The sequence below is a fragment of the Corynebacterium choanae genome (assembly GCF_003813965.1).
Taxonomy (GTDB): domain Bacteria; phylum Actinomycetota; class Actinomycetes; order Mycobacteriales; family Mycobacteriaceae; genus Corynebacterium; species Corynebacterium choanae.
This window is the reverse complement of the sequence record NZ_CP033896.1, coordinates 1022232-1034575: the sequence shown is the minus strand read 5'-3', so window position 1 is coordinate 1034575 and position 12344 is coordinate 1022232. Positions and strand designations below refer to the sequence as shown.

8 protein-coding genes are annotated in these 12344 nt (G+C 53.1%); 3 read left to right on the top strand and 5 right to left on the bottom strand.

The features are described from left to right. Window positions 1–7: 7 nt before the first annotated feature. From CCHOA_RS03785 to CCHOA_RS03775, 3 genes are all read left to right on the top strand, one after another. A complete protein-coding gene (locus CCHOA_RS03785) occupies window positions 8–1366 on the top strand; it encodes a UDP-glucose dehydrogenase family protein (protein WP_123927052.1) in 1359 nt (452 codons plus the stop codon). After that, a complete protein-coding gene (wecB, locus tag CCHOA_RS03780; RefSeq protein WP_206425823.1) occupies window positions 1303–2517 on the top strand; it encodes a non-hydrolyzing UDP-N-acetylglucosamine 2-epimerase in 1215 nt (404 codons plus the stop codon). The genes CCHOA_RS03785 and wecB overlap by 64 nt, the downstream gene beginning before the upstream one ends. A 173-nt stretch (window positions 2518–2690) precedes the next feature. Then, window positions 2691–4694 carry a glycosyltransferase family protein gene (locus CCHOA_RS03775; RefSeq protein ID WP_164472377.1) on the top strand — a complete coding sequence of 668 codons (2004 nt, stop codon included), beginning with the start codon at window positions 2691–2693 and terminating at the stop codon, window positions 4692–4694. Window positions 4695–6029: 1335 nt separating this feature from the next. On the opposite strand, the gene dapD is transcribed toward CCHOA_RS03775, so the two are convergent. The 5 genes from dapD to CCHOA_RS03750 form a co-directional block, all read right to left on the bottom strand. After that, complete coding sequence (gene dapD, locus CCHOA_RS03770; protein ID WP_123927043.1) at window positions 6030–7010, bottom strand: 2,3,4,5-tetrahydropyridine-2,6-dicarboxylate N-succinyltransferase; 981 nt, start codon at window positions 7008–7010, stop codon at window positions 6030–6032. A 135-nt stretch (window positions 7011–7145) separates the two neighbouring features. Further along, a complete protein-coding gene (locus CCHOA_RS03765; RefSeq protein ID WP_123927039.1) occupies window positions 7146–8876 on the bottom strand; it encodes an FGGY-family carbohydrate kinase in 1731 nt (576 codons plus the stop codon). Between the two features lie 37 nt (window positions 8877–8913). Further along, window positions 8914–9603 carry an L-ribulose-5-phosphate 4-epimerase gene (locus CCHOA_RS03760; protein WP_123927036.1) on the bottom strand — a complete coding sequence of 230 codons (690 nt, stop codon included), beginning with the start codon at window positions 9601–9603 and terminating at the stop codon, window positions 8914–8916. A gap of 718 nt (window positions 9604–10321) precedes the next feature. After that, the gene (locus CCHOA_RS03755; RefSeq protein ID WP_123927033.1) at window positions 10322–11284 is read right to left on the bottom strand and encodes a sugar phosphate isomerase/epimerase family protein; all 963 of its coding nucleotides are present in this window, start codon (window positions 11282–11284) and stop codon (window positions 10322–10324) included. 8 nt (window positions 11285–11292) lie between these two features. Further along, on the bottom strand, window positions 11293–12342 hold the full coding sequence (locus CCHOA_RS03750; RefSeq protein ID WP_123927029.1) for a LacI family DNA-binding transcriptional regulator: 1050 nt from the start codon (window positions 12340–12342) through the stop codon (window positions 11293–11295). Window positions 12343–12344: the final 2 nt, after the last annotated feature.

Here is a 12344-nt window from a genome sequence, read left to right as displayed (position 1 = left end):
TGATGCGATGAAACTTACAGTGATTGGAACCGGATATCTCGGCGCAACCCATGCAGCTTGTATGGCCGAGCTCGGCCACGAGGTGCTCGGAGTCGATGTTGATCCAGTGAAAATCGACCAGCTCTCCAGCGGTGAAACGCCGTTTTTCGAGCCTGAACTCGATGAACTGCTGCAGCGAAACCTCGCGGCGGGGAACCTTTCGTTTACGACCGACTATAAGGTAGCAGCCGACTTTGCACAGGTTCACTTTATCGGAGTGGGTACCCCTCAAAAAGCTGGATCTGGTGCGGCTGATACTCAATATGTCGATGCAGTGATCGATTCACTAGTGCCGCATCTTCACGGCCAACATGTTTTTTTCGGTAAATCTACCGTTCCGGTCGGTACAGCCCGCCGGCTAGCACAGCGGGCAAAGCGCCTCATTGAAGCGCATCCAGATCAATCCGCTGAAGTGATTGTGGCTTGGAATCCGGAGTTTCTGCGCGAAGGTCACGCAGTCGATGACACCCTTCGCCCAGATCGCATTGTTCTTGGTGTCGAAGATAGCCATGCCGAACTGGCAACTTCCCTTGCGGAAAAGGTCTATGCCAAGCCGCTCGCCGCAGGCTGTCCATTCTTAGTAATGGATCGACAAACCGCAGAACTGGTCAAAATTAGTGCCAACGCATTTCTTGCCACCAAAATTAGTTTTATCAATGCGGTGAGTGAAGTCTGCGAAGCAGCAGATGCGGATGTCACCCAAATTGCTCACGCGATCGGATTAGATGACTGGATTGGCCCAAAATTCCTCGGTGCCGGCCTTGGTTTTGGTGGCGGCTGTCTACCGAAAGATATTCGTGCTTTTGTTGCCCGAGCCAACGAACTCGGTGTCGGTAAGTCCCTCCGATTCCTGGAAGAAATTGATCGCATCAATACGCGCCGTCGCGAAAAAGTGATTCAGCTGGCGTTGCAGCTCGCTGACGATAAGCCGGAACACACCACGGTAACGGTGCTCGGGGCGGCGTTTAAACCCAACAGCGACGATGTGCGGGACTCCCCAGCATTGGATGTCGCCGCAATGTTGCACACCCGCGGCTTTACTACCAACGTCTATGATCCAGTCGCTGTAGAAAATGCCGCAAAAGTCTATCCCCGTCTGTCGTACAAGCTGAACTTGAGTGATGCGCTCGACGGATGTGATCTGGTCATCATCGGCACCGAATGGGAAGAATTCCGCCAAATGGACCCCGTGTGGGCAAAAGCGAAGGTGCGCACCGCTTCTCCTACTATCATCGACGCCCGAAATTGTCTTCCTCGGCAACAATGGATAGATGCAGGTTGGCGGATTGTTTCGCTAGGGCGATCGGTAGAAGAGAGACAGCAGTGACTACGCCTTGCAAGCTGCTAGTTGTTTACGGCACCCGCCCAGAAGCCATCAAAATCGCTCCCTTGGTAGCGCTTGCAGCCACAGATGAACGGTTCGAAATTGTCACTGTATCAACAGGACAACACAAAGAAATGGTAGATCAGGTCAATAGCATGTTTGGGATATCCCCAAACTATGAATTGTCCGTAATGACACACCGACAGCCGCTCAATATGCTGCTTGGGAAAGTGCTGCAGTCCCTCGATCCGATCCTGGATCAGGAAGCCCCGGCTATGGTGATCTCGCAAGGAGATACTTCCACTGCCCTTGCCGCGGCGCTTGGGGCGTTTCACCGCGAGATTCCCGTGGCCCATTTGGAAGCTGGGCTGCGCACCGGCAACATTCGTTCGCCGTTCCCGGAAGAAGCTAACCGAAAACTGATTGCGCAAGTGACGTCACTGCACTTGTCACCAACACCGCAATCGCGAACAAATTTGCTAGTAGAAAAATTCGATCCCGCCTCGATTGCGGTGACAGGCAATACAGTTATCGATGCACTGTTTACCGTGCGCCAAATTTCGACGCAGTTTACAGATTCTGCTCTGCAGCAGCTTTACGATAGTGATCGTCGCATTGTGTTGGTGACCACCCATCGACGGGAAAACCTGGCCCCGATGGCAAATATCGGTCGCGCAATTCGTAAGCTAGCACAACAGCATCCGGCGGTGTCGTTTGTGTTACCAGCTCACCTGAATCCTGCTGTACGGGCAGCGATGCTGCCGGAAATCGCAGGAAGTGACAATGTCCTCGTTACGGAGCCATTGCCGTATCTGGAGTTCGTCCAGCTGATGGATCGCAGCGAAATTGTGCTTACTGATTCCGGTGGTGTGCAGGAGGAAGCACCATCGCTTGGGAAGCCAGTATTGGTAATGCGAGAAAACACTGAACGCCCGGAGGCGATTCAAGCCGGAACCGTCCGGCTGGTGGGCACGGCCACAGATCATATCGTGACCGGCGTCAACGAACTTCTCACTGATGCGGTTGCCTATAAAGCGATGGCGAATGCAATGAATCCCTATGGGGATGGTCATGCCGCGCAACGTTGCTTGGCCGCGATTGCAGACTACTTTAATGTGGGAAGTCGCCTCCCAGACTTCAACGCATCCGCTTAAAGCGGCAAGAGTTTACCTGCCGTTGCCATAGTAAAATGGGCAGGTCGCCATCGTCAGTCACCAGACAACGAGGTATCCCACAACTGTGGGTCACTGCGCGGTTCACGTGCTTGCTGATTTGGCAGCATTCCGACCTTAGCTGGTGTAACAACTTCCCTACAAGAGGAGCAGCTGTGCGCACGAAACGAACCCGCAACCTTGCTCGAATTGCGGCAAATATCCGCATGCATTTCCACCAAGGAGGTATCGAAGAACTCCTCACATGGTCGGTTCCCCTTTTAGCAGCTAAACTCAACGCTACACTGCGCCTCCCTGCACCACGATTATCGTGGCTTCCAGGACGCAGCAGTGGATTCGATCCACTGCGTATGCGAAAATATCGACCACTGCCACATCCCCTCACCTGCCCTGAGCTGCGGGTCGGTGTGATTATGGACGACTTTTCGCTGTCGGCTTGGGCTACCGAATTTCAACTCATCGAATTATTGCCGGCGAACTGGCGCAAACTCATTACGACTGATTCTCCGCAGCTTGATCTGGTTTTCATCGAGTCGTCATGGAATGGCAATCACGGTGCATGGCGCGGCCACTGCGCCAGTGAAAGCGGGCCAAGCAATGAGCTTTCTGCTCTTATTGCAGCTGCAAAGAAAGCCGGTATTCCTACCTTGCTGTGGAATAAGGAAGATCCTCCGCATTTTCAGGATTTTTTGCCACTTGCACAACTCGTCGATGTCGTATTCACCACTGACGAAACAGTTATTAATAAATATTTGCAAGCGCTCAGCCACAATCGTGTGTATTGTCTGCCGTTTGCGGCACAACCCAGCGTCCATAACCCGGTTCGAATGATCGGCGTTGAACGCACAGGTGATGTTGCCTTTGCTGGTATGTACTTCACCCACAAATATCCGGAACGGAGAAAGCAACTCGATTATATTCTCGGGGGCGCTGTCGAAGCGGCACCTTCGCTCCCCCAAGGATTGACAATCTATTCTCGTTTCCACGGTAAAGATCCCCGCTACCAATTTCCGCAACCGTTCGCCCGTTTCGTGGTCGGCTCACTGCCTTATGAGCAAATGCTCACCGCCTATCGAGCATTCAAAGTGTTCTTGAACGTCAACACTGTAACCAGTTCCCCGTCGATGTGTTCGCGAAGAATATTTGAGCTGCTGGCCTCCGGAGCAGCTGTGGTATCCAGCCCATCAGCCGCGGTGCGGGAATTTTTCCCCCCTGAGGAGGTGGTGCTCACCGATACCTCCGAAACAACAGCCCTGGCAATACGCGGACTCGTACGATCACCGGAATTGCGGGAGAGGATGGTACACAAAGCGCAGCGACGTATCTGGTCACACCACACTTACACCCATCGTCTCACCACCATCTTGGACACGCTAATTCAAGCCGCCGGCGACAACGCTAATTCACGGCTGTACACCGCACGAGCACAGGCACAAATGTGCTTGAAACCAACAGTGGGGATTATTAGCTCGACTAACCGTCCCGGGCAGATACATCATCTGCTCACGCAGGTAGCTCGCCAACAGTACCCCCACAAACATCTCTATCTCGCGACACATGGTTTTACGCTCTCCGAAGCCGAACTAGATACGGCGTGCGCGGACGCGGGACTGCCGCGTGAAGAAATCAGCTGTTTTACCACTGATGCCAGCTGGACGCTTGGCCAAAACCTCAACTATCTTGTAGCCCGAAACACTGAACAGTTGTGTGCCAAATTCGACGACGACGACATCTACGGCGACCACTACCTTGGTGACCAAGTCAATGCGCTGCGCTACTCCGCTGCTGATCTCGTCGGTAAACGAGCGGTCTATATGTATCTCGGTGGCAGCAACATCATGCTGACAAGGTTCCCGGATCGGGAACATACGTTTAGCAATTTTGTCGCAGGCCCGACCTTCCTTGCTCGCACTAGCTTGTTTCGGCAATTCCCATTTGCCGAAGTGAACTGTGGGGAAGACAGCGCGCTACTTGCAGCACTGCTTTCCGCCGGGAAACGCATCTATGCTGCTGACCGATTTAACTTCATTCAAATGCGTCGCTCACCCGTAGCAGATCCGAATGGTATTCATCACACATGGGCAGCGACCGAGGACGAATTTTTAACCACTGGTATTGTGCAACTTTTGCACTTCGATTCGCAGATAGCCGACTGCTAGCCGTATTTGGAAGGATAGTCTGTGCCAAACGTCGTCCAGTTCAGTGATACCACGATCGATCCTGGGTGATCTCATTCCGTTTTGCAGAAAAACACTGAACCAGCAACACCGGTACACATCCAGTTCCTGGAAACTGCATAACCTGTTACATTTACCGAACTGGCATTAGTGGCCGTAACACTCACTGTTTCGGCCTATGAGAAAAACTTTTGGCATGGACCACTACATAACGCGACACGATCCGCAATTGTACAGGACACCAACATAACCAGGCATACCCCTCTGGTATGAACAGGATGAGGATTTCGTTGCCGAAGATTCCTCACCGGTAGCGTTATCCTTTTCCGGTGGCATCGATTCACTCGCCTACTTGGGTGCGGCGAGGCGATCACACAAAACTCATATCCACTGAATTTGGTGGGATTTTTCTCTCGGGAGCGAATGTCTTATAACCGATTCCTGACGCTTGAAGTTGCGATCGACAATCGGCGGCTGGTGTCCCCATGAAGACATATTGGTTACGGTGCAATCCTGTTGCGCCGAACATTCAACTGCCGCTGGTTAGCATTCGGCAACGATTGCCGGTATCAGTGTGTGGCATTTCACCCGCAAACCGGCGCCCACAGGCGGGGGTCGGCATCTTCGACTCGCCGGTTACGGAGGATTGTCATCGGTGATGCCGTTGATTTTCTCGACTACCGGACTTTCCGCGGCTCAGCACTTCCCCCAAGAACAGTCCAATCTCATTGGAAAGCCTCGTCAGCAAGTGATCGGAAAAGTTCGTGAAAAAGTGATGCTATCTACGGTGGGAAGAAACAGAACTGCAAATCGATTTGTGTTTGCCGAAACTCGAAAAACTGCGGTTTGAACCTTCCAGTATCACAGTTGAATTTACATCCACTTATCAGATACCCGGATGGTATCGCTTTGCGCCAGAAGACAATTTGGAACTCACGTGGCAAATTCATGCGAATCCGTGCATGCTCGGCAACCAAGATACCACAATGTCGGATACCCTCCTCCAGGGATATACTCAATCAGACCTGGCACATTTCGCAGAAAACGACGACGGGGAGTTAACCTGGTAGCTCAATCATTTATCGTTCTTCGTGCGTTTTCCTAGGACGTGCTATCTCAACTTCCCAGGTCTGTAGAGAACACCGGTGAGAAGCATGCTCCGTTTCAACACGAAGTGACCAAGGCAGTTGCACAATCGGAAGCTTGAGATTGACAACACCGCTCCAGTTCTCATCGAATTGGAGCGGTGTACTGTCCTCGTTTCCCGAGAGATTCATTTGTCATCTCGGGTAGCAAAGCACCAACCCGTACCGTGAGCTAGTTGCTGTGCAGTGCCTCGTTGAGCTCGACAGCGCTCTTCCACGGCACGGCTTCGATCGCACCGGTAAGAGAATTGCGGCGGAACAAAATGTTGTTCTTCCCCGACAGTTCCAAGGCCTTAGCCTCGGCGCCGTCTTGTTTGCTGAGCTGCTCTGCAACAGTACCGAAAACCTTCACCTTTGAACCAGCAGTCACATAGAGGCCGGCTTCAATAACACAGTCATCACCCAGGGAGATACCGCAGCCGGCATTCGCCCCGAGCAGGCACCGCTTGCCTAAGGAGATGACTTGCTTGCCGCCGCCGGAAAGCGTTCCCATAATCGAGGCGCCACCACCAATATCGGTGCCATCATCGACAACAACACCAGCACTGATTCGACCTTCCACCATGGAGTTGCCTAAGGTGCCGGCGTTGAAATTGACGAACCCTTCATGCATCACAGTGGTGCCCTCAGCCAGGTGAGCACCAAGCCGCACCCGATCCGCGTCACCAATGCGCACCCCGGTCGGCACGACATAGTCGACCATGCGCGGGAATTTATCAATCAAATGTACGGTCACCGGACCACGCTGGGAAAGCTTCGCCTTCGTGATCGCGAAGTCTTTTACGGCACACGGCCCAAAATTTGTCCACACCACATTGGTGAGCAGACCAAACACGCCATCCAAATTCACACTATGAGGCTTCACGAGACGATGGGATAACAGGTGAAGACGAAGCCACGCATCGTAGGCATCAGCAGGAGCAGCACTGAGATCAGCGATACTCACCGACACGGCAACCCGATTGACGTCGCGTGCATCGTCAGCGATAGCCAGTGCTTGCAAATATTCTGGAAGCTCAGCGGTATCAATCCGGTAATCAGCTTGATTTTCTTCTACGCCGGAATCACTCAACATCGGTTCCGGGAACCAGCAATCAAGCAAAGTGCCGTCGTTGTGGATAGTGGCCAGGCCTAAAGCGTGTGCAGCAGTCATAGTTGTAAAAGAGTACCAAACTCTCACCTGTTGCGATGCTCACAATGCCCTGCGGCAGCAGCCGGTTCTGCAAATACTAGGAAAACTAGCAAGCTTAACGCAAGTGCAAGCTCTCACTTGCTGTGCGAGTCCTGCTCAGAAGATCTCCCCGAGTTTGCGTTCGATCGGAAGCAACAGCTCATATCGTGCAGCGAAACGATCGCATTCTTCCTGCGTGGCCGGGTCTGGCTCCACAGTCGATACAGTCAGCGAGTTCTCCAGAATTTGCTGCAGAAAACTACTCAAAGACTGCGGTGATGCCGTGGAATATTGCTGTGCTGCAGGTGCAGCAGCTTGAACAGATGACGCGATTTCACCGCCTGCAGTATCTGACGCAACCGAGTCCAAGGAATCTCCTGGAGTGCCCGCTTGTTCATGGCGCTCGGTGATGGTTGCTAGATATAAACCAAGCAGCGCTGCACCATACGCACCTCCTTGTGCGGACTCGTTAGGAACCCCGATGGGCACCCCGAGCATTCCCGAAAGAATTCGCTGTGCAACTTCAGGGACTGTAAATACTCCGCCCTGTGCAACAAGGTGAGAGATCGTCATTGATGCCTTATTGCTCAGCCGCTCCAAACCGAATCGGAGGGTAACAAAAGACGACATGATAACGCTGCGCATCACCGGCCCCAACGCAAAGACCGCATCTGGGTGCCGCGCCATAATGGGAATCCCGTGCGTCACTTGGGTGGAATGTTCACCCACGTGATAATTGATCGCTGCATAGCTATTACTGTCACCGACCGAAAGTCCAGCAGCGGTAAAAAGCAGGCGGTAGAGCGTCGCATCGTCGCATTTTTGCCCAGTTAAGGTTATTACTGAGCGAACAAAATCTGCCCACGCATCAATTTCTTGCGCACAGTTATTACAGTGGACCATCGCAACGTGATGTCCATCCGGGGTAGCAACAATATCAACTTCCTCAAGCGGTGCTGCAAGCGGCTTGTCCAATACCACCATGGCGAAAATGCTGGTTCCCGCGGATATTCCGCCCAATCCAGGCGTGACGACATTCGTAGTAACCAGGCTTGTAGCGGCATCGGCTTCTGGTGGGGCAAGAACAATGCCCGCCTGGAGATCCCCTGCGGGGTCAAGCAGCTGTGCACCCTTTTCCGTCAACCGTCCAGCAAAAGCTCCTGCCGGAAGTGGTCGGGGCAATAGGTCGCTCATACTCCCAGTAGCTCCGAGCGGCTCAGTCAAATCATCAAAACGTTTGATTGCTGCCGGATCATACCGGTGGCCGTCTGCTGCCAAAGGAAACATTCCTGCCGCATCGCCAAGTCCAAGAACAAATTCCCCGCAAAGGTGAACATGGATATACCCGGCAAGCGTCGTAAGATAGCGAGTTTGAGATATGTGCGGTTCACTGTCGAGCAGCGCTTGAAAATAGTGGGCACAGCTCCACCGCAGTGGAATGTGTTTTTCCAGTGCGGCTGAAAGCTGTGCCGCTGCGTCCCCAGTATTGGTATTTTGCCACGTGCGAAATGCTGCTACTGGAGTGAAATCCTCGCCAAGTGGGATGTAGCCGTGCATCATCCCGGAAATAGTGATACTGCCCAAGGTGCGAATCGTCACCCCATATTCGGCAACGATGTGCTGCTTGACTGCACTATATGCCTGGCGAAGGCCGGTAAAAGCCTCATCATAGTGATAGCTGAATAAGCCTTGCTCTTGGTGCGGTTGCCACCGGTAGGATCCGTGTGCCAATACGCCGCCGCGCTCGTCAATCAGTATCGCTTTGATGCGGGTGGAGCCAAATTCCACACCCAGATGGCATCGTTGCAAATCGGGGCTTTGCGCGGTAACTGCTGTTGAGGAAACCATGATCAGTCACTCCTAACTGTGTGAAGATATGAATTCACTACTGTCCATATACGTGCTGATAGCGGTCGTGGAGGCGATCGATAACAGCAGGTTCCAACGGCTGCAGCGGCCCTAAAACATCCGCAAACAACGTAGTTTTGGCAACTTCTTCTACCATCACTGCAGCTTTGACAGCAGCAGTCGCGTCTTCACCGATGGTAAACGGGCCGTGATTAGCCATCAGCACTGCAGGAGATTTGCTGTTGCTCAACGTGTCCACGATGCCGCGACCGATTGCATCATCACCGATTAGCGCCAAGGGGCCGATAGGGATTTCCCCGCCAAATTCGTCGCCGGTCATCGTTAAGACGCAAGGAATAGGTTTGCGGGCGGCCGCAAACGCGGTGGCATAAGGCGAATGCGTGTGCACTACTCCGCCAACATCAGCCATGTGTCGATACACATAAGCATGTGCTGCAGTGTCAGACGATGGCTTTCGATCTACCGTATTGAATTGGTCAACAGGGTTGCCGTCTAAATCACAGACAACCATGTCATCATCGGTCATCGTTTCGTAGCGCACGCCTGAGGCTTTGATGACAAACAATTCGGCATCGGGGACGCGCTGTGAAACATTTCCAGCTGTCCACACCACCAGCGAATTGGTTACAAGCTGTTGATGAAGCACACAAAGCTGTTTCCGGATCTCAACGATCGCTTCGAGTAGATCCTTCGGTGTCGAGGTCATGATCTTTCCTTTTGTTGGGTTGAGTTCTGTTGCGCTGCACTCACTGGTAGTGCACAGCCGGGGTCTACTGCGCATTGTGAGCGCACAGCGTTTTTTCTGTGTCGGTTAGTACTGGATCGTGTAGCGGAATACTTCGGCAGTGGCGCTTGTCACCAGTAAGCAAGTCGCGCAATGTGACCAGCGTAAGCTCGCCTCACCCGCAAATTTCCCTGTCATGATTTCGTGAACAGGGTTGGCTGGCTGCCACAAAGAAGCAGGCGGACTGCCGATGGTCATCGAACAACTCCAGCTACTCGGCTCGGCCGATTTGCACCAGCCGGGGACACCTCTATGAGGTGCCAACAACTGAATAGTTATATTTAATGCAGTACAGATAGAAAACTGTGAACCACAGGACAACAAGAGCGGTTTTCAAGTACTACCAGCGACAACGATCTTCACAGGCTCGGCTGTGGCCGAACGCCAATCGAGCCATACCCCGGAAGTTCCGCGGTATTTTTTCACTGATCGAGCGTCCTAGCGGTTGAAACATTGTGAGCTAGTTCACGGTTTCGAACGACCTACCTATCCCTGACACATGCACTGGTTCCCGCGACAATATGCCCTACGAGCCGTACCGCATGAAAAGGGTGGAAACAATGTCGTTGCCTTCGTGTCCACTGACTCCCCTTTGCGCTAGCGTTGCTGCACAGCTATTCACAAGTGCCCTGCTGTCGATCTAGCCTTCCCGCACAATCGCTTCCCGCTGTCGGAAGTAGCTCACAGTTTGCTGCACCAGCTCATCGAGCTGTTTGCAATCAGTCACTCCATTGCGGGCGACATAAGGATCAGCTGCGGGGCCTAGCGGTTCCGGTGTGACATATTTACCTGGCCGGTTATATCCCATCATGTACAGCGTCATAATGATGCTGTCGATGTCGAGGAATCCAGTGCCAAGCGCCCGCCTATTAGTGTCGGCTAAATGGAGATTTGTAAGCCGATCACCGGCCCGCAACAGTGCATCCGGGATGGAATCTTCCTCGGTGAGCATATGGTAGAGGTCGCCGTTAATCCCAAGCATCTCATGGTTGCCTAACTCCCCGATATAGGCAAGTGCCTCATCGACGGTGTGCACGATGGACACTTCGGCGGAGCGAATCGGTTCGATCGCAGCAACAACGTGTTGACGGTCAAACCACTCAAGCGCCAGCGCCAAAGTTTGTGTGCTTCGCTGTTGTTCATATTGATCGTATGGTTGCGGGCGACCAACTGCAGCCGGCACGACAAGAAGATAGTCGCCGCCGACTTCACCAAGGAAATCTAATTCACGCGCTATATAGTCGAGAGCCTGCTGCCGGGCGAAAGGATTGTTCGAGGACAAATCATTATCGGCGGAGAACATGCCGCACACACCCGACACTGTAAGCCCATGATCAGCAAGAATCCTTAGGGTTTCCTGTGGCTGGTAGCCGATACGATCGCCGTAATGGTTTCCGTGCAGCTCAATGAACTGCAATCCAGCGTCGGCCAAGCGCTTGGCGGATTGTGCCAGGGATTCCAACCCAAATCCCCAATTCGACCAGGAAAGATTTAACGGAGCACAAAGCGCTTCAGGATGTTGCTCTTTAAACCGCTGAAAGTTTTCACGAATCGTTACACGCTGTTGTTCAAATGGTTGCAGTTGATGATGTTCCCTGGTCATGACAGTTCCTATTCGTTGTCGTGCAATATCGGTACGGTCGATTGCCGCACGATGAGTTCAGGAGCGAAAACCTTGCCGACCAGATCGGTTGCCCGCCCCTCGACAACGTCGAGTAAGGCGTTTGCGGCATAGTCGGCCATAGCCGTGATCGGCTGATGGATAGTGGTCAGCGGGGTGGCAAGCAGTTCGGTGAAAGTAAGATCGTCATATCCAGTGACGGCAACATCGATCCCGGGAACTAACCCTGCTTCAGTCAGCGCTTTACTTGCACCGAAGGCGGTGTAATCGTTCAAACACACAAAACAATCCGGTAACTGTTGATTGGTGGCGATGAACTGCTGCACCTCGCGGTAGCCTTCCATCCAGGTCGGCCCTGATGCGATATTCAGTTGAAGGCAACCGTCCGCGCTCCCTTGGGCGGCCAGTGCCCGGTGAAAACCAGCAAGTCGGTCTCGGTGTTGGATGGCTTGCCGATGTTCACTGATAAAGCAGAAGCTCTCATGTCCCAGCCCCAACAAATGTGCTGCGATAAGTTCCATTCCCCGCTGATCGTCAATACAAACGGCTGGGATTTTCGCCGATTCGCTGCGCTGCGCAAAAGCCAATACCGGAATACCTAGATCAACGAGTTGCTCCAAGGCGTCGTCATTACCGCCGGTGGAACACACCACGATGGCGTCGACGCCAAGATCAACGAAACGTTTGAGGGCGGCACGTTCCACCTCGGGGAGTTGTTCGGTGCCGGTGTAGATCATCGTTGCACCTCGACTCCGTGCGACTTGGTCGATCGCGTGCGAAGAATCAGCGAAGAACGGATTCGAGATGTCAAAGAAGATCGCGCCAATGAGGGTCGAACGGCCTTTGTTTAACGCTCGCGCACTCGCATTGGGCACATAGCCAAGCTCTTTGATGATCTGTTCTACTTTTGTTCGTGTACGGGGTGACACCCGATCTGGATGATTGAGCACATTGGACACGGTTCCTACCGCCACGCCAGCAAGTTTTGCTACTTGCGCGATGCCGGGACGTTTGCTGGATGGAGTGGCGGCGGGAGTCACGT

What these genes read in the sequence shown, in the direction of transcription:
- CCHOA_RS03785 (WP_123927052.1), top strand. Translation starts at nt 8, where the DNA reads ATGAAACTTACAGTGATTGGAACCGGATATCTCGGCGCAACCCATGCA.
- wecB (WP_206425823.1), top strand. Translation starts at nt 1,303, where the DNA reads ATGGATAGATGCAGGTTGGCGGATTGTTTCGCTAGGGCGATCGGTAGA.
- dapD (WP_123927043.1), bottom strand. Translation starts at nt 7,010, where the DNA reads ATGACTGCTGCACACGCTTTAGGCCTGGCCACTATCCACAACGACGGC.
- CCHOA_RS03765 (WP_123927039.1), bottom strand. Translation starts at nt 8,876, where the DNA reads ATGGTTTCCTCAACAGCAGTTACCGCGCAAAGCCCCGATTTGCAACGA.
- CCHOA_RS03760 (WP_123927036.1), bottom strand. Translation starts at nt 9,603, where the DNA reads ATGACCTCGACACCGAAGGATCTACTCGAAGCGATCGTTGAGATCCGG.
- CCHOA_RS03755 (WP_123927033.1), bottom strand. Translation starts at nt 11,284, where the DNA reads ATGACCAGGGAACATCATCAACTGCAACCATTTGAACAACAGCGTGTA.